Origin of the sequence: Pseudomonas frederiksbergensis (assembly GCF_001952935.1) — a bacterium.
GTDB classification, from domain to species: Bacteria; Pseudomonadota; Gammaproteobacteria; order Pseudomonadales; family Pseudomonadaceae; genus Aquipseudomonas; species Aquipseudomonas frederiksbergensis.
In genome coordinates this window covers 5,731,230-5,749,817 of the sequence record NZ_CP018319.1, presented here as the reverse complement: position 1 = coordinate 5,749,817, position 18,588 = coordinate 5,731,230, and the positions used below count along the sequence as shown (strand labels likewise).

At 58.5% G+C, this 18,588-nt stretch carries 17 protein-coding genes; 9 read left to right on the top strand and 8 right to left on the bottom strand.

The window, feature by feature from the left end; genetic code table 11:
• The 5 genes from PFAS1_RS26875 (at nucleotide 1) to PFAS1_RS26855 (ending at nucleotide 3,527) form a co-directional block, all read left to right on the top strand.
• Nucleotides 1–717, top strand: a complete 717-nt coding sequence (locus PFAS1_RS26875; RefSeq protein ID WP_074876375.1) for a helix-turn-helix transcriptional regulator — start codon at nucleotides 1–3, stop codon at nucleotides 715–717.
• Nucleotides 718–769: 52 nt separating this feature from the next.
• The gene (locus PFAS1_RS26870; protein WP_008069241.1) at nucleotides 770–1,111 is read left to right on the top strand and encodes a nuclear transport factor 2 family protein; all 342 of its coding nucleotides are present in this window, start codon (nucleotides 770–772) and stop codon (nucleotides 1,109–1,111) included.
• Between the two features lie 94 nt (nucleotides 1,112–1,205).
• The gene (gene zapE / locus PFAS1_RS26865) at nucleotides 1,206–2,324 is read left to right on the top strand and encodes a cell division protein ZapE (protein WP_076031215.1); all 1,119 of its coding nucleotides are present in this window, start codon (nucleotides 1,206–1,208) and stop codon (nucleotides 2,322–2,324) included.
• A 16-nt stretch (nucleotides 2,325–2,340) separates the two neighbouring features.
• A complete protein-coding gene (locus tag PFAS1_RS26860; protein ID WP_076031214.1) occupies nucleotides 2,341–2,922 on the top strand; it encodes a DinB family protein in 582 nt (193 codons plus the stop codon).
• Between the two features lie 113 nt (nucleotides 2,923–3,035).
• Complete coding sequence (locus PFAS1_RS26855) at nucleotides 3,036–3,527, top strand: GNAT family N-acetyltransferase (RefSeq protein ID WP_074876381.1); 492 nt, start codon at nucleotides 3,036–3,038, stop codon at nucleotides 3,525–3,527.
• 48 nt (nucleotides 3,528–3,575) lie between these two features.
• Here the strand turns inward: PFAS1_RS26855 and PFAS1_RS26850 are convergent, their stop codons facing one another.
• From PFAS1_RS26850 to PFAS1_RS26835, 4 genes are all read right to left on the bottom strand, one after another.
• Complete coding sequence (locus PFAS1_RS26850) at nucleotides 3,576–3,779, bottom strand: hypothetical protein (protein ID WP_074876383.1); 204 nt, start codon at nucleotides 3,777–3,779, stop codon at nucleotides 3,576–3,578.
• 96 nt (nucleotides 3,780–3,875) lie between these two features.
• Nucleotides 3,876–6,113: a TonB-dependent siderophore receptor gene (locus PFAS1_RS26845; protein WP_076031213.1), complete on the bottom strand. Its 2,238-nt coding sequence runs from the start codon at nucleotides 6,111–6,113 to the stop codon at nucleotides 3,876–3,878.
• Nucleotides 6,114–6,279: 166 nt separating this feature from the next.
• Nucleotides 6,280–8,025 carry a phosphoethanolamine transferase CptA gene (locus PFAS1_RS26840; RefSeq protein ID WP_076031212.1) on the bottom strand — a complete coding sequence of 582 codons (1,746 nt, stop codon included), beginning with the start codon at nucleotides 8,023–8,025 and terminating at the stop codon, nucleotides 6,280–6,282.
• Nucleotides 8,026–8,225: 200 nt separating this feature from the next.
• Nucleotides 8,226–8,408, bottom strand: a complete 183-nt coding sequence (locus PFAS1_RS26835) for a DUF6026 family protein (protein ID WP_008149922.1) — start codon at nucleotides 8,406–8,408, stop codon at nucleotides 8,226–8,228.
• A 272-nt stretch (nucleotides 8,409–8,680) separates the two neighbouring features.
• Between PFAS1_RS26835 and gnd the strand changes: the two genes are divergently transcribed.
• From gnd to PFAS1_RS26820, 3 genes are read left to right on the top strand one after another with little or no spacing between them, the layout of a single operon-like run.
• Nucleotides 8,681–9,661, top strand: a complete 981-nt coding sequence (gene gnd / locus PFAS1_RS26830) for a phosphogluconate dehydrogenase (NAD(+)-dependent, decarboxylating) (protein WP_074876389.1) — start codon at nucleotides 8,681–8,683, stop codon at nucleotides 9,659–9,661.
• Complete coding sequence (gene zwf / locus PFAS1_RS26825) at nucleotides 9,658–11,181, top strand: glucose-6-phosphate dehydrogenase (protein ID WP_076031211.1); 1,524 nt, start codon at nucleotides 9,658–9,660, stop codon at nucleotides 11,179–11,181. Before gnd ends, zwf begins: the two co-directional genes overlap by 4 nt.
• A complete protein-coding gene (locus PFAS1_RS26820) occupies nucleotides 11,178–11,999 on the top strand; it encodes a Cof-type HAD-IIB family hydrolase (RefSeq protein ID WP_076031210.1) in 822 nt (273 codons plus the stop codon). Before zwf ends, PFAS1_RS26820 begins: the two co-directional genes overlap by 4 nt.
• A gap of 154 nt (nucleotides 12,000–12,153) precedes the next feature.
• On the opposite strand, the gene nhaB is transcribed toward PFAS1_RS26820, so the two are convergent.
• From nhaB to PFAS1_RS26805, 3 genes are all read right to left on the bottom strand, one after another.
• Nucleotides 12,154–13,656: a sodium/proton antiporter NhaB gene (gene nhaB / locus PFAS1_RS26815; protein ID WP_076031209.1), complete on the bottom strand. Its 1,503-nt coding sequence runs from the start codon at nucleotides 13,654–13,656 to the stop codon at nucleotides 12,154–12,156.
• 78 nt (nucleotides 13,657–13,734) lie between these two features.
• Nucleotides 13,735–15,024 carry an NHL repeat-containing protein gene (locus PFAS1_RS26810; protein WP_076031208.1) on the bottom strand — a complete coding sequence of 430 codons (1,290 nt, stop codon included), beginning with the start codon at nucleotides 15,022–15,024 and terminating at the stop codon, nucleotides 13,735–13,737.
• Nucleotides 15,025–15,264: 240 nt separating this feature from the next.
• Nucleotides 15,265–15,534 (bottom strand): hypothetical protein, encoded by a 270-nt coding sequence (locus PFAS1_RS26805; RefSeq protein ID WP_074876399.1) that lies wholly within the window; start codon nucleotides 15,532–15,534, stop codon nucleotides 15,265–15,267.
• 342 nt (nucleotides 15,535–15,876) lie between these two features.
• Here PFAS1_RS26805 and PFAS1_RS26800 point away from each other — a divergent pair, with 342 nt between their 5' ends.
• On the top strand, nucleotides 15,877–17,202 hold the full coding sequence (locus PFAS1_RS26800) for a sigma-54 dependent transcriptional regulator (protein WP_076031207.1): 1,326 nt from the start codon (nucleotides 15,877–15,879) through the stop codon (nucleotides 17,200–17,202).
• 82 nt (nucleotides 17,203–17,284) lie between these two features.
• Here PFAS1_RS26800 and PFAS1_RS26795 read toward each other — a convergent pair whose 3' ends face one another.
• On the bottom strand, nucleotides 17,285–18,565 hold the full coding sequence (locus tag PFAS1_RS26795; protein ID WP_076031206.1) for a coiled-coil domain-containing protein: 1,281 nt from the start codon (nucleotides 18,563–18,565) through the stop codon (nucleotides 17,285–17,287).
• Nucleotides 18,566–18,588 lie beyond the last annotated feature (23 nt).

Sequence of the window (18,588 nt, the reverse complement as noted above, 5' to 3'; positions counted from 1 at the left end):
GTGTCGCGTACCACTCGTTTACTGACCTTGTTGCAAGTACTGCGCGGCAAAAGTCGTCCGGTGACCGCGGCGACGCTTGCCGGCGAATTGCAGATTTCTGAACGCACGCTGTACCGCGACATCGCCGAACTCTCCGCCCTCGGCGCGCCAATCTACGGCGAAGCGGGGATCGGCTACGTGCTGCGCAGCGGTTTGTTTCTGCCACCGTTGATGCTCAACGCCGATGAAACCGAAGCCATCGTGCTGGGGTTGCGCTATGTGGATCAGCGCGGTGATGAAGTGTTGAGCAAAGCGGCGGCGGATGCGCTGGCCAAGATTGCGGCGGTATTGGCGCCCGAAGCGCTGGACGCGTTACGCAACCCGACGGTGTTGCCGGGACCGCCCGGCTATGGCTTTGCACCCAACGCCGTGCCGCTGAATGTATTTCGCCAAGCCATCCGCGATCAGGCCAAGCTCCATATCGATTACGCGGACGCCAACCAGGTGCCGAGTCAGCGGCTGATCTGGCCGCTGGCCCTGGGTTTTTTGAACGAGGTACGAATCATCGTCGCCTGGTGTGAGTTGCGCAGCGCCTATCGGACCTTTCGCACTGACCGGATCTCGGCGGCGAACGAGCAGGGCGAGCGTTATCCGGGGCGGCGCAGCGACCTGCTGCGCACCTGGCGCAAACAGATGCAACTTGACGAAGCCGGGCGCTTCACTCCTGACAAGAACTGACACAGGCTTGTTTTAGCATGGCTGCAGAATCAACAAACAAGGAGCCGTAACCATGTCCAATCCCGCCTCTTCACTGGCACCCGCCATCGCCGCCTACATTGCTGCCGCCAATGCCCGCGACACCTCACGGGTTGCCAGTTTTTTCGCTGAGGATGCCAATGTGTTCGATGAAGGCCAGCACCAGGTCGGCACTCACGCCATCGCGCAATGGATGCAAGACACCGCCCAGCGATACCAGCCACGGGTCGAAGTGCTCGACGTGCAACTGCGCACCGGCAAAGTGTTGGTGCATAACCTGATCTCCGGAACGTTTCCCGGCAGCCCGCTGGAATTGCGCTACATGTTTCGCCTGAACGAACAGGGCAAGATCGCCCGGTTAGACATCTCCCTCTAACCGACAACGAGATCCCCTGTAGTTGCTGCGTTGTGGCGAGGGGATAAATCCCCTCGCCACAACACAGGTGCCACATGGACGTATACTGCCGCGCATGAATGTCGACTCCCCCTTAAACGCCTGGCAACACGCCATCGAACAGAAGGGCTTCGTCCAGGACGAAGCCCAGGAACATGCCGTGTGGGCGTTGCAGAAATGCTACGAAGCGCTGCATGAAGGGCGCACGCCGGTCACTGGCGTGTACCTCTGGGGTCCGGTCGGTCGCGGCAAGACCTGGTTGATGGACCAGTTTTACCAAAGCCTGCAGGTCCCGGCCCGCCGCCAACATTTCCACCACTTCATGGGCTGGGTGCATCAGCGTTCGTTTCAGCTGACCGGCACCGCCGACCCGTTGAAGGCGTTGGCTCGCGAACTGAGCGAGGAAGTGCGGGTCCTGTGCTTTGACGAATTGTTCGTCAACGACATCGGCGACGCGATCATTCTCGGGCGTTTGTTTCAGGTTATGTTCGAACAGGGCGTGGTGGTGGTCTGTACCTCCAATCAGCCACCGGATCAGCTGTACGCCGATGGCTTCAACCGCGACCGGTTCGTGCCCGCCATCGAAGCCATCAAGAAACATATGCAGGTGATTGCGGTGGATGGCGGCGAAGATCATCGCCTGCATCCAGGCAAAGGTTTGCAGCGTTACTGGGTGGCGACACCGGGGCAACCCAGCGCTCTGGGTGAAGTGTTCAAGGCACTCACCGTCGGCCAGTCGGTGTCCAGTGACCCGATCAAGGTCGGCTACCGCTCACTCAATGTCGTGCAGGCCAGTCAAACCGTGCTCTGGACTCGTTACGCCGATCTCTGTGAGCAGCCGTTTGCCGCCATGGATTTCATCGCCCTGTGCGACACCTTCAGCGCTATTCTTTTGAGTGAGGTGCCCAACCTCAGCGCGCAAAAGCGCGAAGGGCGCATCGCCCGAGGCACCGAAGACGGCGTCGAACGGGTGGTAGCGGGCGATCGCGAGTTGCCGCAATTGTCGGTGCATGACGACGGTGTGCGGCGTTTCATCGCCCTGGTGGACGAGTGCTACGACCGCAAGGTGCCGCTGTGCCTCGAAGCGCAGGTGCCCATGGAATCGTTGTACACCGAGGGTTATCTGGAGTTTCCGTTCCGCCGCACCCTCAGCCGTTTACAGGAAATGCAGCTGCAACGTTTCGCCGAAGCTTGAACAAGGAGCCGCGAACATGAATCAGCCTCTGTCGCACCATTTGCTGACCATGGCCTATCAGAACGCCTGGGCCAATCATCGCCTCGCCAAGGCCTGGAACCAGTTGAGCCCGGCCGATCTGACGGCGCCACGGGTCAGCTTCTTTCCCAGTCTGCGCGCCACCCTCAATCACATCCTGACCTGTGACTGGTTTTACGTGGATGCGCTGGAGCGGGAGTTGCGCGGCGATGACCCACATCCTGACTGCTCTGTGTTTTTCAACCAGGACGAGCCGTTTACGCACGCCGCAGACCTCAAGCGCGAACAAGCGCTGGTGGACCGTCGACTGATTGCCTATTGCGAGCAAATGCGCGACGCAGACCTTGGCAAGATCGTGACCATCGCCCGGGACACGCCGCAACATGACAGCCGCTTGCGCCTGCTGTCGCATCTGTTCGAGCACCAGATTCATCATCGCGGGCAGGTTCACGCCATGCTCAGCGGAACCTCGGTCAAACCACCGCAACTGGACGAGTTTTTCTGTGCCGGTGAGTCAGACTTGAGGGCTGAGGATTTTGCCGAACTGGGGTGGACCGAAGCGTTGATCTGGGGCGCTTGAGTGAAAAATTAGCGCAGGGTCGGGTTGTCGACACGGCGGTGTCCGCGATATTGTCGGTCGGCCTTTCAGTTCGAAATGCGCTGGGGCAACTTAATGTGTGAACGAGGGTGGAAATGGAATCCGCAGAAATTCTTGTGCTTCAGGCCAGTTACACCAATTCGGTGCATGCCGAGGCAATTGGGCTGGTGCTGAATGCTTACGCCGAAGACCCGATGGGGGGCGGCCACTCATTGCCCGCCGACTTGTTGAAGCAAATCCCGGCGGAACTGGCCAAACGTCCCCATGCGTTCAGTGTTCTGGCGTTTGTCGGTGGCGAGCCGGCCGGGTTGGTCAATTGCTTTGAAGGTTTCTCGACCTTCGCCTGTCGACCGCTGGTCAACGTGCACGATGTGGCGGTGGTGAAGAAGTTTCGCGGCTTGGGGTTAAGCCAGAAAATGCTGCAAAAGGTCGAAGACATCGCTCGCCAGCGCGGCTGCTGCAAAATCACGCTGGAAGTGCTGGAAGGTAATGCAGTCGCCCAGGCGTCCTATGGCAAGTTCGGTTTTGCCGCAGGCATGTTCGACCCGGCGCACGGCCGGATGCTGTTCTGGACCAAGGCGCTTTAAGGTAATACGAGCAATGAAAAAGGGCGTCCATCAGGACGCCCTCTGTCGTTACGGTTTGTAGTGCTCTGTCACTTGCGCGGTTTGATCATTCGGAACCCTGATTTCAGCGGTGCTGGCGTGACTTTGATTCGCCGTTTGGCTCAGACGCAGACTCTCAAAGTAATACCGCATGCGTTCAGCGCCACCTTCGGCGAATACAGCGGTTGAACTGATCAGCATCAGGCCGGCGAGGATCATGGTTGTACGTTTCATGGTATGCCCCACTATGAGTTGTCGGGTCCTTTCGTCCATGAAGCAATGTCGAAGGGACATTATCCGCCGATTCCGTCAAATGGGAATTGCCTGCGCCTAGAGCTTCCAGTCCAGGCTCAGGGTCACCGTACGCGGGTCACCCCAAAACACACCGTTATAGAACCCGACGTTGTCGTAATACTTCTTGTCGAACAGGTTATCGACGTTCAGCGAGGCGGACAGGTGCTTGTCGAACTCATACCGCGACATCAGTTTGACCACGGTATAAGCCTCTTGGCGGATGTTGGTTTTTTCGGTGATCACCGCACCGTTGGCATCACGTCCCACTGGGCGACTGGCGGCGCGGAACACATCGCTTTGCCAGTTCACCGCGCCACCGACGGTCAGTGCCTGCCAGTCGCCGGGCAGACGATAGGCCGTGGAGAGCCGGAACATGTTCAGCGGCTGGTTGGTATTGGCGCGTTTCTTTTCGCCATTGGCCGCGTGGGTGTAGGTGTAGCCGGCCGTCATGTTCCAGCCGGCCATGACTTCGCCCGAGACCTCGGCTTCGAAGCCCTGAACCTTGTTGCCTTTACCGCCTGACTTGTAGAACTCATCACCGGTCACCGGATCCGGTGGCACCGAATCGTCGAGTTCGGCAACGTTGTCCTGTTTGCTCCAGAACAGCGCGGTCGCCAGGTTGAGGCGTTCTTCCAGCAAGCTGCCCTTGAGCCCCAGTTCATAGTTGCTGCCCACCACCGGCTCGAGGTATTTGCGGTTGCTGTCGCGGTTGTCTTGCGGCTTGAAGATGTCGGTGTAGCTGACGTACGCGGTGTATTCGGGGGTGAGGTCGTAGAGGAGCCCGGCGTAGGGCGTCCACATGTCGTTGTGTTCCTGGCTGCTGGCATCGACGCTGCTCAGTTGCAGGTTGTTGTCGTACTTGTTGGTCCTGGTCGACACCTTCCAGCTGCCATAACGACTGCCGAGTACGGCGTGCAGCTCATCCGTCAGACTCAGGCGAGTGGCCAGGTAACCGGCCTTCTGGCGGGTACTGTCTTTTGAACCTGAAAGGCTGGTGACCGTGTCGGGAAACTTGGCGATATCACCCATGTACTTCCAGTCGCGGATGCTTTCGTAATCCGCCGCCCTGGGGCCGTCCACCATGTAGGGCGAATCTTCCCGGCGCTCGGCCTCGCCGTAGCCGATCATCATTTCGTGTTCCCTTCCGAATAGCGAGTAAGGGCCGGCTATGTTGAAGTCATACGCCTTCATTTTTTGCGTACTGAGCATGTGGCTGACGTTAGCGCTCATGCCACTGCGATCAGCCTCAGGGAAACCCCCGCCGCCGTAGTAGATCTTGCCGTCGGTATCGCTCTCGCGATGGGTGTAGGCGGCCTTGGCGCGCCACCCGGCACCCAATTGGTGTTCCAGCGTGGCGAACGCGGTTTTGTCCTTGAGCGGCCAGGAACTCCACGAGGTGGCCATGTTGGTGGAGCGTCCGAGGTTGGCCTTGCCACCGTCAGCGTTCCAGTACGGCACCGTGCCCCAGGATGTGCCCTGGACGTGTTTGTTCTGATAGTCGTAGCCCACGGCCAATACAGTGTCATCGGTCAGGTCGGCTTCGAGAATGCCGTAGCCGACTTCACGTTGTTGCTGGTACTTGTCGCGGAACGAATCGCTGTCGCGATAGGCCAGCACGCTGCGTCCGCGCAAGCGGCCGTCGAACGCCAGCGGGCCACCGACATCCAGATAACTGTAGTAGTCGTCATAACTGCCGCCGCTGACACCGGTCTGGACTTGCCACTGCGACGTCGGCCGTTTACGCACCATGTTGATGGTGGCCGAAGGGTCGCCCGCGCCAGTGGTCAGGCCGGTGGCACCACGAACCACTTCGATGCGGTCGTAGATGATGGTGTCGGAATCGGACTTCATGAAGGTGAAGGTGTTCAGCATGCCGTCGATCTGGAAATTGCTGATCGAGTAACCCCGGGACGAATAGCTGACCCGGTCCGAATCGTTGTGCTGAACGACCACGCCGGTGGTCTGGCTCATGGCTTCGGACAGCGTGCCGAGTTTGAAGTCGTCCATTTGTTGGCGCGTGACCACGGACACCGATTGCGGCGTTTCCTTGATCGACAGGTTCAGGCGCGTCGCCGTGCTCATGGCGCCCGTGGTGTACGACTCGGTGTTTTCGGTGGTGCTGCCCAAGCCCTGGGCGGTGACATTGGTGGCGCCCAGTTCGAGGGTGCGGGCGGGTTCTTGATCCGGGTTGGTTTCAGCCAGCAGCTCGGGGCACAGGGCGACACTGCACAGGCCCAGGGTAAAGGTCATGGAACGGGTGATAGGCGCGAACATCGCGGCCGACTCCTTGTCTTCGAGGGAAAATTTCCGTTTGTTCAAAGACGAAGGGGAGAGCCGGGATTTAGCTATAAACGAGAATAATTATTATCTTTGCGGCGTTTCGGGCAGCACCGCCACGCAAAGGCACAGGAAAAGGGGCCGGAACCGGCCCCTGAAAGGATTACTTCTGAACGGCTGCCGTAGCGCCTGGCAGCGCCTTGGGCTTCATCAGGCTGAAGTCGATCAATGCCTTTTGCTTGCGCTCATAAGGATTGCCGATCATCAATGGCCGTGGTTTGAAACTGTCGCTGACCAGGCTCTTGCTGCGATCCAGTTCATCGAAGCTCAGACCCGCCAGATCAGCCCAGGTATGGATCAGGTGCGAGCTGCTGTAAGGCCGCCCCAGATCACCGGCAAAGCTCCAGTCATGGTTTTCGCGCCATTTCGGCGAGGCCCAGGCCATGAACGGAATGGTGTACATCGGCGCCGTCGGTTTGCTTTCGTTGCGGCCAAGGGTGCTGTGACCAGGAGAATCGAAAACGTCTTCACCGTGGTCGGAGAGGTACAGCAGGAACCCGTTCGGATCAGACTTGGCGTAGTCCTTGATCAGGCTCGAGACCACGAAGTCGTTGTACAGCACCGCGTTGTCATAGCTGTTGTACGTCGGCACCTGATCGTCGCGCACACCGTCCGGAACGCCTTTGCGGTCCTTGAACTTGTCGAAGGACGACGGATAACGGTATTGATAGCTCATGTGCGTGCCGAGCAAATGCACGACGATCAGCTTGCGCGGCGCAGCGTCGGCCAAGGCCTTGTTGAACGGCTCGATCACATCGCCATCGTACTGGGCGGCATTCTGGTTACGGTTGTTGTTCAGGTACACCTGCTCGTCGGCCTGCTCGGAGAAGGTCGTCAGCATGGTGTTGCGCTTGGTCATGGTCTGCTGGTTGGTGATCCAGAAGGTCTTGTAGCCTGCCTGTTTCATCATGCTGACCAGCGACGGGCTCGACAGGTACAGGTCCGGATTTTCTTCATCGGCGAAGGTCAGAACCTGCTGCAACGCCTCGATGGTGTAAGGGCGTGGGGTGATGACATTATCGAAGACCGCCAGTTGATCCTTGAGCTTGTCCAGCTCCGGGGTGGTTTCCCGAGGGTAGCCGTACAGGCTCATGCGCTGACGGTTGGTGGACTCACCGATCACCAGCACCAGGGTCGCCGGCTGATTGGCCGCCGAATCCTTGAGATTGTGCAGGGGAGGGATCTTGCTCGCGCTATGGAGCATGTCTTGCATACCCGCCAGGGTATCGAGGTAACGGTGATAAGCCACGGCCATCTGCCAAGGCACGGCGGGCTCGATACGGGTTTCAAACTTCTCGAAACCGCTGGCAAGGCTGCCGGTGCGCGCGGTTTGCTTGATCAGCGGATAACCGACCACGGCCACTACAATCGCCGTTGCAGCCACCAGTGCCCGACCGCGGGGCATGTACACCGGGCGCAAGCGAGTCCAGAGGAAGTAAGCGAAAGCGGTGTGGGCGAGGAATGCCGCCACCATCCACCAGGCAAAATACTGAGTCATGTACTCGCCGGCTTCAGAGATGTTCGACTCGAACATGATGAAGATGACGCTTTGGGAAAACTCCTGCTGATAGATGAAGAAATAACCCAGACTGGCCATTGAACAGGCCCACAGCACTACACCAATGACTGCCGCCATGACACGTGTCTGTTTGGGGAACAGCAACATCGGCGCAAGCCAGAGGGCGCTCATCACAAAGGCCTGGCGGAACCCGCTGAAACCAGAGGTGCCTGTCAGTTGGATCAGCAGTTGGGTAATGCCGGAAAAATACCAGAAGAACAGGAACAGCCAGAGAAATCCTGTCCAGTCGAAACCATTCGCAGACGTATTGCTGCGTTTAAACAAAGCCATTCAGCGCTCCAGCCAGTAATCACTTTCATCGTCGGGACATCGACGTCACCGACGAACAGGCACCGCGCGGATACCGAGCGGCCATAATGAGCCGGAGTATCAACAAACGGATGTGAAAACTTCGTGATGTTGCCGGGTTTGGCAAAGAGGGATAGCAGGTCGGAAACAGCAATGGGCTGCTTCCGAATCAAGCGAGGGGATCAGGCGTGAGGCACACGGTGAGTGACGGGCAAAGGCTGGGCCTGATTGCTTTGTGTCAACAAGCGCAATTGCGCGAGCTCCTGCTTCAATTGGTCGCGCTCGTCTTTCAACTGGCGCAATTCATCGCGACGAATCGTGACGTAAAGGGTTTGTGCTGGCCGTGCTGCTTGTACTGTGCCCATTGCTCACCTCGCAAATGGCTGTCTCAACTGTAAACCTGCCCCCGACATCGGGTGCTTATTTACTATCGGCGCCGATTTTGATTTCTTTTGCCCTTGAAGGGAACTTTTTTATTTTTCACGGTCGTTGTGTCTTCGGCTCGATTACCGACGTTATCAATCTGAATCGGGCACAATGCCCGGAAACTATGTGCCAGCGCTCTGGACTAACCCTCATTAGTCACGTTGGGCTATAACCTTTGACACACTTTATTTGTAGTAAGGAGCATCAGCACATGCAACTCGGGATTATTGGACTGGGCCGCATGGGCGGCAATATTGCGCGGCGCCTGATGCTCAACGGGCATACCACCGTTGTTTACGACCGCAATACTGCCTTTGTCGACACCCTGGCCGCAGAAGGCGCCGCTGGCGTCATCGACCTGCCAGCGTTGGTCGCTGGCCTGGCCAAGCCACGTGCGGTGTGGGTGATGCTGCCGGCCGGCGCACCGACCGAAGACACCATCGACACCCTGAGCACCTTGCTCGAAGCTGGCGATACCATCATCGACGGCGGCAACACCTTCTATAAGGACGATATTCGCCGGGCGAAAACCCTCTCGCAGAAAGGCCTGCACTACGTCGACGTCGGCACCTCCGGCGGCGTCTGGGGCCTGGAGCGTGGTTACTGCATGATGATCGGTGGCGAAGCCGAGGTGGTTAAGCGCCTTGATCCGCTGTTCGACAGCCTTGCACCGGGCCTGGGTGACATCCCTCGGACCAAGGACCGCAAGTCCGAAGACGATCGTGCCGAGCGCGGTTACATCCATGCAGGCCCGGCCGGTTCGGGCCATTTCGTGAAAATGATCCACAACGGCATCGAATACGGAATGATGCAGGCCTTCGCCGAAGGCTTCGACATCCTCAAGACCAAGGCCAGCACCAACCTGCCGGAAGACCAGCGTTTCGACCTGAACGTAGGCGACATCGCCGAAGTATGGCGTCGTGGCAGCGTTGTGTCGTCCTGGCTGCTCGACCTGACCGCCGACGCGCTGGCAAGCGACCCGAAACTCGACGGTTACTCAGGCTCGGTGGCTGACAGCGGTGAAGGTCGCTGGACCATCGAAGCCGCGATGGAGCAATCGGTGCCCGTACCGGTGCTGTCGAACTCGCTGTTCTCCCGCTACCGTTCGCGTGGGCAAGGCACCTTTGGCGACAAAATTCTCTCGGCCCAACGTTTCGGCTTCGGTGGCCACGTGGAGACTTCGAAAAAATGACCCGCTTGATCCGCAATAAATCCAAGGCCGAAGCCGCACCACCGACCACGCTGTTTCTGTTCGGCGCCCATGGTGACCTGGTCAAGCGTCTGCTGATGCCGGCGCTGTACAACCTGAGTCGTGACGGTCTGCTTGGGGATGGACTGCGGATCATCGGCGTCGACCACAACGCCATCACCGATGAAGCCTTTGCGAAAAAACTCGAAGACTTCATTCGGGCCGAAGTGGCCGCCAAGGTCGGCAAGGGCGAGCATGCCCTTGACCCGGCCTTGTGGGCCAAGCTGGCCAAAGGCATCAGCTACGTCCAGGGCGACTTCCTGGACGACAGCACCTATCAAGCCCTGGCGGCGAAAATCGCCGACAGCGGCACTGGCAACGCCGTCTTCTACCTGGCCACTGCGCCACGGTTCTTCAGTGAGGTGGTGCGTCGTCTCGGCGCCGCCGGCTTGCTGCAAGAGTCGCCGGAAGCGTTCAGAAGGGTCGTGATCGAAAAACCCTTCGGTTCCGATCTGCCAACGGCGGAAGCCTTGAACGCTTGTTTGCTCAAGGTAATGACGGAAAACCAGATCTACCGGATCGATCACTATCTGGGCAAGGAAACCGTGCAGAACATTTTGATCAGCCGGTTTTCCAACAGCCTGTTCGAAGCGTTCTGGAACAACCACTACATCGACCACGTACAAATCACTGCCGCCGAAACCGTCGGCGTGGAAACCCGTGGCAGTTTTTATGAGCACACCGGCGCCTTGCGGGACATGGTGCCCAATCACCTGTTCCAATTGCTGGCGATGGTCGCGATGGAGCCGCCGGCTGCCTTTGGCGCCGACGCAGTACGCGGCGAGAAAGCCAAGGTAGTCGGTGCGATTCGTCCTTGGTCGGTCGAGGAAGCGCTGGCCAATTCGGTGCGCGGCCAATACGCGCCCGGCGAAATCGACGGCAAGCCGTTGCCGGGGTATCGCCAGGAAAACAACGTGGCGCCCGACAGCAATACCGAAACTTACGTCGCGCTGAAAGTCATGATCGACAACTGGCGCTGGGTCGGCGTGCCGTTTTACCTGCGCACCGGCAAACGCATGAGCGTGCGCGATACCGAGATTGTCATCTGCTTCAAACCGGCGCCGTATGCACAGTTTCGCGATACCGAGGTCGATGAACTGCAACCGACCTATCTGCGAATCCAGATTCAACCCAACGAAGGCATGTGGTTCGATCTGCTGGCCAAACGGCCCGGCCCGGCCTTGAAAATGGCCAATATCGAACTGGGCTTTGCCTACAAGGATTTCTTTGAAATGCAGCCGTCCACCGGCTATGAAACCCTGATCTACGATTGCCTGACCGGCGATCAGACGCTGTTCCAGCGCGCCGACAATATCGAGAATGGCTGGCGCGCGGTACAGCCGTTCCTCGACGCCTGGCAGCAGGACGCGAGCGTGCAGAGCTATGCCGCTGGCGAAGACGGCCCGCAGGCTGCCGAAGATCTGCTGACTCGCGATGGTCGCGTCTGGCACGGCCTCGGATGAGTGATGCAACGACGCACCCCATCCGTTTTCTGCTCAGTGACATGGACGGCACCTTGTTGCTGCCCGATCACAGCCTCAGCCAACGCACGATTGAAGCCGTCCGTTCCTTGCGCGAGGCGGGCGTGTTGTTCAGCCTCGCCACCGGCCGTCCACCCAAAGCCATGTTGCAGCAGATTGAAGCCCTGGGCGTCGACCTGCCAACGGCAGCCTTCAATGGCGGCACTATCGTCCATCCGGACGGCAGTTTGCTGGTCGCACATTTCTTGCCGGCGACGGCGGCGCTGACGGCATTGGCACTGTTTGCCGACCGGCCGGACATCGAAATCTGGGTGTTCAGTGGTGGCGACTGGTTGCTGAAAGATCCGAACGGCCCAATGGTGCCTCGTGAACAGCACGGACTGGGGTATCCGCCAGTGGTGGTCGAGAGTTTTGAACCGTACCTGGAACGTATCGACAAGATCGTCGCCACCAGCAACAACACGCAATTGTTGATTGAGCTGGAAGCACTGCTGCTGCCCAAAGTGGAAGGCCAGGCACAGGTTTCCCGTTCACAGCCGATTTATCTGGACGTGACCGCGATGCAAGCCAACAAGGGTGCAGCGCTGGCGACACTGGCTGAATTTCTCGGTGTACCGCTGGAGCAGACCGCGGCGCTGGGCGATGGCGGCAACGACCCGGCGATGTTTCACCGCGCAGGCTTGTCGATCGCCATGGGGCAGTCGGAAGAGGCGGTGAAGCGCCAGGCGGACGTGGTGACAGGCGCCAACACCGAGGACGGTGCCGCCCAGGCAATCGAGCGCTACATCCTCCCTCGATAGCTCATGCAAAAACCCTGTGGGAGCGGGCTTGTGTGGGCGAGGGGCTTGCCCCCGTTGGACTGCGCAGCAGTCCCATTTTTTGGGGCCGCTCCGCGACCCAACGGGGGCAAGCCCCCTCGCCACACAAGCCCGCTCCCATATTTTTTGGTCGGTGCTACAACCAATAACTCACGGCATACCAGCCAAGAACACCCATCACCACGGTGTACGGCAACGCCATCCACACCATCCGCCCGTACGACAGGCGAATCAGCGGTGCAATCGCCGAGGTCAGCAGGAACAGAAACGCAGCCTGACCATTGGGTGTCGCCACGCTCGGCAGGTTGGTGCCGGTGTTGATCGCAATCGCCAGCGTCTCGAAATGCTCTCGGCTCATGTGGCCGGAGATGAACGCCTGTTTGACCTCGGTGATGTAAATGGTCGCGACGAACACGTTATCGCTGATGGCCGACAGCAAGCCGTTGGCGATAAAGAGCATGCCCGGTTGTTGATCCGCTGGCAGCGCCAGCACCCACTGGATCAAAGGGGTGAACAGCTGCTGATCGTGAATCACCGCCACCACCGCGAAAAACACCACCAGCAGCGCTGTAAACGGCATGGCGTCCTTGAACGCGTTGCCGATACGGTGCTCGTCGGTGATGCCAGTGAATGCGGTGATCAGCACGATCACCATCAAGCCGATCAGGCCGACCTCGGCAATGTGGAGCGCCAACCCGACAATCAAAACCAGCGCTGCCAATCCTTGCACGATGAGCGCTGCACGTTGGCGCGAGGTGCGTTCGGCATCGTCTTCTGCAGCGTAGTTGGCCAGAATCGCGCGCACGTTGTCCGGCAACAGCGTGCCGTAACCGAACCAGCGAAGTTTCTCCAGCAGGACGCAGGTCACCAGGCCCGCCACCAGGACCGGCAATGAAACCGGGGCGACTTTCAGAAAGAACTCAGAAAAGTGCCAGCCCATCTCGTGGCCGATCAACAGGTTCTGCGGCTCACCGACCAATGTGCAAACACCGCCCAGTGCGGTACCCACGGCTCCATGCATCAGCAGGCTGCGCAGAAAGGCGCGGAATTGTTCGAGGTCGGCGTGATGGAGTGTGGGCAGGTGCTGGTCGTCGCCAAACTCACTGTCCTGACGCGGATCGTTGCCTGAGGCGACGCGGTGATACACCGAGTAAAACCCGACGGCTGCACTGATGATCACGGCGGTCACGGTCAAGGCATCGAGAAACGCCGACAGGAACGCCGAGAGGAAGCAGAACATCAATGCCAGCAGCGCCTTGGAGCGAACCCCGAGCAGCAGCCGTGAGAACAGAAACAGCAGCAGGTCTTTCATGAAGTAGATGCCGGCCACCATAAACATCAGCAGCAGGATCACCGGGAAGTTGTGCACCAGCTCGTCGTAGAGTGCCTGGGGCGTGGTCATCTTCAGCAGCAGTGCTTCGATCACCAGCAGGCCGCCGGGCATTAACGGATAACACTTGAGCGCCATCGCCAGGGTAAAGATGAACTCCAGCACCAGCAGCCAACCGGCCACTACCGGGCTGACGGTCCACAACACCAACGCGTTGAGAATCAGGAAGCCGACAATGCTTGCCTTGTACCAGCGGGGTGAATGCCCGAGAAAATTATGCGCGAACGCCTGAGCCATTGAACCGGGCATCGGCTACTCCTTGTATTAAGAAGCGCGCAACTTGCCGTAAGCGCCAGGGAAGATCAAGTGCAGGAATACTGTGCGGGCCTATCCCAGATAGCGCGCGACAACCGCCCGATAATTACCATCGAGTGAATAACCGCCTACGACAATGTTTCCATCGGCCTGCATGACCACTGAAGTCGCGGTATCCAGGCTGCGGCCAAGGCGGGTGCGAACCCAACCGGTGCCATTGCCGAAGCTGCGATCGAGTTGCCCGTTGGGTAGGTGCCGCGCCAGAATGAAATCCGCCTCGACGCCGCCGATCGTGGCTCCGACCGTCACCACGCAGCCGTCCGGCAGTGCCTTCGCGTCGGTCCACTGACAGCCACTGTGGCCAATTTCCAGCAATTGGGCCTGGCCTCCATTGCAATGAATGTCCGGGCGCCCGTTGCTGTGTATTTTCAGTGCCAGGCAGTGCATCGGGTCGCGGCTGCTGCCAAAGCACTGCACATCGCCATTTTCCTGTTGGACGATCTGGCTGACCTGAGCGCTATAGCCACGTGCCTTGAAGGTCATGAAACCATCCACGGCGAAACAATCGTCGAGCCTGCCGTCGATGTGATAGCGGGCCAACAGACCTTCTTCAGGGAAGTTGATCGATCCTCCCACCAGGATCCGGCCGTCTCGTTGCACCATCAGGCTGCTGAGCCAGGTGTTCATCAACAAGTGCCTGACAATCACGAAGCCACGACCGTTGAAGGTGTTGTCCAGCGAGCCGTCGGTGTTGAGCCGTATCAGCATGCCGACATGATCGGACAGTTCGAAGTGATGATTGGCCACCAGCAGGATCCGACCATCCTCCTGCACGCAGGCATCACAGGCTTCTGCGCCCGGTACGCCGGGGGGAAGCCAGGTGTCACGCACGCCTTGGGAAAGATCGCCCGGCAGACGCACGACGCAGCGGCCATTGTCGCCAAAACATTGCGCCGGCCGACCATGCTGATCAAACAGGGCGAGGGCGGGCAGTGTCCGGTGAGCATTTTCGTAATGCAGGCCGGCTACCAGTATGTGTCCATCGGCCAGTACCTGGACTTTGCCGGCCATGGCTTCAAAGCCGTGTTGAAATTGCCCGATGACGCTGCCTTGGTTGCCGAACGCCAGATCCGCCGAGCCGTCCTCAAGCAAGCGAGCCAGACCGAAGCGGCTGCCGCCTGGCGTTCCGACCTTCGCCGCGACTAACAACCTGCCGCTTGAATCAATCGCAACTCCGTTGGCCATGCTTGAGAGACTGCCTGCGAAATACACTTGGGTTTTGCCGGATGAGGCGAAGGTTGAATCAAGCTTGCCGGCGTCACTCAGGGTTGCCGGTAATGCAAACGCGGTCTGGATTGACATGCACGCAGCTCCTTGCGAGTCGTCCTGAACCGGGAGTTTGGGTGGCGACTGTATAAGGAAACATTCAATCCCTGAACGGCTGAATGCACAACTGTCATAACTAACAGGCGGAGGGTCGCTGTGTGCCAGAACAGTGTCTTTTCGACCCACTGGCAAGCCTGCCAAGCAGTTAGGCGTGTGCAGTTTCGAAAAGTAATCGGGGGAGGGCGCGGGCTACCCTTTGGTAACCCGCAAAAACGCTTAGTGTGGCATTGACCACGATTGGAGTTTGTAACCCTCCTCGCTCAACTCCGCACGTGCCGCTTCAAGCAGGCATTCAAGTTGCGCAGGATCGGTATAGGCGCTGCTTGGGATCTGTTTGCGCCCGATGCTGCGGGTATTGGTGCGGTCGATAACGGTCAGGCAGAGTTCGCCATTGCCATCTTGTGGGGCCCAGGCCACGCATTGGAACGGTTGGAATGCGCGGTCGGCAATCAAAAGAGCTTCGTTGATGCGGAGCGGGGCGTTCATGGGGTTTTCTCTCTGTATGCCCAATCAAGTGATGTGCCGTCGGTTGGGCTTACCGTTCGGCTGGTTACTTGTACTGATGCCCGCAACCGGGGGGCGGGTCACATACAATTAAAAGAAATATCAACTTTCTTTGATGGGTTCAAGATTTGGACAGGCGTTGAAAGCTGAATGAAAGGAATGACTCGTTAGGTAACTAACCAAGTCGCTTCTTATAACTAATAACGCAACCGCTCTATAGTCAAACGATACAAGGTCACGTCAAATTATTGCTAACGTTACAGCCAGATCCGCCAAACGACTGTTTTTAATAATATTTCATAAATTTGGCGCCAAGGAACAGTCATGATCGAAGTGCCTGCCTTACGACGTCTGTTAGTAGTGGACCCTTGCGACGATTGTTATCGTCTGCTGCCGGGTTTGCGCTCTGTGGGTTGGGATGTTGACAGCTGTACCCTGGAAAATGTTGCCGATAAAACCTGTGATGTCGGCCTGTTGCGTTTGCAGCCTTTTCACCTCGAACACCCGGAAGCCGTCAAAGAGCTGATCAGCCGTAGCGGTACCGAGTGGATCGCCGTACTCAACCAGGAAGTCCTGCGCTTGCAGAATGTCGGAGACTTTGTCTGCGAATGGTTCTTCGATTTCCATACCTTGCCATTCGATGTATCCCGGGTTCAGGTGACGCTGGGCCGGGCATTCGGGATGGCACGCCTGCGTGGGCAAGGTACCGTTCACATTGATTCGCCTGAACACGAACTGCTTGGCGACAGCAAACCCATTCGCGAACTGCGCAAGTTGCTGAGCAAGCTGGCGCCCACCGAGTCTCCGGTATTGATCCGTGGTGAAAGCGGTACCGGTAAAGAACTGGTCGCCCGCACGCTCCATCGACAATCCCAACGTCACAGCAAACCCTTTGTCGCGATCAATTGCGGCGCAATTCCCGAACACTTGATCCAGTCCGAATTGTTTGGCCATGAGAAGGGGGCCTTTACTGGCGCCCATCAACGCAAGATCGGGCGGATCGAAGCGGCTAACGGCGGCACGCTGTTTCTGGACGAAATCGGTGATCTGCCCCTGGAGCTGCAGGCGAACCTGTTGCGTTTCCTTCAGGATAAGCACATCGAGCGGGTGGGCGGCAGTCAGCCGATTCCCGTGGATGTGCGGGTGTTGGCTGCGACCCATGTCGATCTTGAGGCTGCGATCGAGAAGAAACGCTTTCGTGAAGATCTGTATTACCGCCTCAATGTGTTGCAGGTCGCGACCGCGCCCCTGCGTGAGCGCAATGGCGATCTGTCGATGCTGGCCAACCACTTTTCCCATTTCTACAGCCATGAAACCGGCCGCCGTCCGCGCAGCTTCAGTGAAGACGCGTTGATTGCCATGGGCAAGCATGACTGGCCGGGCAATGTGCGCGAGCTGGCCAACCGGGTTCGTCGAGGGTTGGTACTGGCCGAAGGCCGGCAGATCGAAGCGCGAGACTTGGGCCTGATCAGCCAGCATGTAGTTGCCGCGCCGATGGGCACGCTGGAAAATTACAAGCACCGGGCAGAGCGCCAGGCTCTGTGCGATGTACTTAACCGCCACAGCGATAATCTGAGCATCGCCGCCAAGGTGCTGGGGATCTCCAGGCCTACCTTCTACCGGTTGTTGCACAAGCATCAGATACGTTGAGCTGCAACTAAAAGCACTGAAAACCTGAAGCCATCAACAACAAAAAACCCGCCGAAAAAGCGGGTTTTTTGTGGGGGCCGGATTAGAAGTAGTACGGGAATTTCAGGCTGAAGGAAAAGTCTGGCGAGTCGTCGGTCAGTCCGATGGACAGGTTGGGAACGATCGTCAGGTTATCGGTTGCCGCCAGGGTCATGCCGATGTTGAAGTTGGCCGCGTTGTAGTCGCTGTTGGTAATCGATTGCCAATCGCCACCGTCCGGCTTGATCTTGCTCTTGCGGGCGAACTGGTCGGTGAACGAGAACGACATGCTCATCTTCTCGTTCAAGGCGAAAGCGATGCCGGCGCCGACCTGCCAGGAATTGCCCAGTTTCACGTCACCGGGCACCTTGGCGTTGACCTGAGGGCTGATGTCGCTGAAAGAGTCTTCAATGTTGTAGGTGTAGGACAGGCTGCCGAACAGCACGGCTGGGTCGAAGGTCTTGACCAGCGAGATACCCGGGGTGATCGCCCAGACACCATTGCCGGTAGGCAAGTCTTCGGGTACTGCGAGGTTATCGTTGCCCGGGACCTCAACCAGTTTGATGCCGTAAGGGTCATCCCCGGTCGGCGCCTTGACGCGCAGTGTCATCACCGCGTCGGGCAGGTTGGCCGATTCATCCAGGAACTTGTAGGCAACGCCAACGTTCACATCGCCGATCGCCGGGTCGCGGGTAACCGTCGCGTCTGAAACCCCGTTGGCGGCGCCACCAGCGCCGCCGGAGGAATACGTGGTTTCGCGATAGACCACGGGGACGTTAATGTCGAACTGCCAGCGTTGTCCCGTGTTGTAGCGGGCGGTCAGGTCCAGGGTCCAGTTATCCGCCTTGATACGGTCGAGGTTGATGTTGCCGAGGAAGATCGAGTCCAGTGCCAGGAAGCCGTTGAGTACCAATGCACGGGTATCGTAGTGCGTGTAGGTCACGCCGGTTTCGAAACTGAATTTGCCGCCACCGAAGAAGCCGCTGGCTTCGTCGTACAGGTTGGAAACGCTTTGCGCAGGCTCCGAATCATCCTTGAGCGACTGGCCATATGAACTGCCTGTGGTTCCCGGCGCACCAGCGGCCAGCGTCTGGCCACCCTTTGGCGTTTCGGCGGGGGATTTGGTCAGGCGTTTGGGAGCAGGTGTTGCAGGTGTTTCTTCGACTTGGCGAACGCGTTGCTCGAGTACCATCAATGCGTTCTGCTGTGCTTCGTAACGCTGTTTCAACTCCATGAGTTCTTGTTTTAATAATTCGACCTGGGGGTCCGGTGCTGCGTATAGCAGTGTCGCCGGGGCCAGGCTACTCAAACAAACGATAGCTCTGAACGTAAACGATCGGTGCATGGGTTAGCCGTCCCTTCTGACTT

What these genes read in the sequence shown, in the direction of transcription:
- PFAS1_RS26845 (WP_076031213.1), bottom strand. Translation starts at nt 6,113, where the DNA reads ATGTTCGCGCCTATCACCCGTTCCATGACCTTTACCCTGGGCCTGTGC.
- PFAS1_RS26835 (WP_008149922.1), bottom strand. Translation starts at nt 8,408, where the DNA reads ATGGGCACAGTACAAGCAGCACGGCCAGCACAAACCCTTTACGTCACG.
- PFAS1_RS26850 (WP_074876383.1), bottom strand. Translation starts at nt 3,779, where the DNA reads ATGAAACGTACAACCATGATCCTCGCCGGCCTGATGCTGATCAGTTCA.
- gnd (WP_074876389.1), top strand. Translation starts at nt 8,681, where the DNA reads ATGCAACTCGGGATTATTGGACTGGGCCGCATGGGCGGCAATATTGCG.
- PFAS1_RS26820 (WP_076031210.1), top strand. Translation starts at nt 11,178, where the DNA reads ATGAGTGATGCAACGACGCACCCCATCCGTTTTCTGCTCAGTGACATG.
- PFAS1_RS26840 (WP_076031212.1), bottom strand. Translation starts at nt 8,025, where the DNA reads ATGGCTTTGTTTAAACGCAGCAATACGTCTGCGAATGGTTTCGACTGG.
- PFAS1_RS26860 (WP_076031214.1), top strand. Translation starts at nt 2,341, where the DNA reads ATGAATCAGCCTCTGTCGCACCATTTGCTGACCATGGCCTATCAGAAC.
- PFAS1_RS26810 (WP_076031208.1), bottom strand. Translation starts at nt 15,024, where the DNA reads ATGTCAATCCAGACCGCGTTTGCATTACCGGCAACCCTGAGTGACGCC.
- PFAS1_RS26800 (WP_076031207.1), top strand. Translation starts at nt 15,877, where the DNA reads ATGATCGAAGTGCCTGCCTTACGACGTCTGTTAGTAGTGGACCCTTGC.
- PFAS1_RS26870 (WP_008069241.1), top strand. Translation starts at nt 770, where the DNA reads ATGTCCAATCCCGCCTCTTCACTGGCACCCGCCATCGCCGCCTACATT.
- PFAS1_RS26855 (WP_074876381.1), top strand. Translation starts at nt 3,036, where the DNA reads ATGGAATCCGCAGAAATTCTTGTGCTTCAGGCCAGTTACACCAATTCG.
- zapE (WP_076031215.1), top strand. Translation starts at nt 1,206, where the DNA reads ATGAATGTCGACTCCCCCTTAAACGCCTGGCAACACGCCATCGAACAG.
- zwf (WP_076031211.1), top strand. Translation starts at nt 9,658, where the DNA reads ATGACCCGCTTGATCCGCAATAAATCCAAGGCCGAAGCCGCACCACCG.
- PFAS1_RS26805 (WP_074876399.1), bottom strand. Translation starts at nt 15,534, where the DNA reads ATGAACGCCCCGCTCCGCATCAACGAAGCTCTTTTGATTGCCGACCGC.
- PFAS1_RS26795 (WP_076031206.1), bottom strand. Translation starts at nt 18,565, where the DNA reads ATGCACCGATCGTTTACGTTCAGAGCTATCGTTTGTTTGAGTAGCCTG.
- nhaB (WP_076031209.1), bottom strand. Translation starts at nt 13,656, where the DNA reads ATGCCCGGTTCAATGGCTCAGGCGTTCGCGCATAATTTTCTCGGGCAT.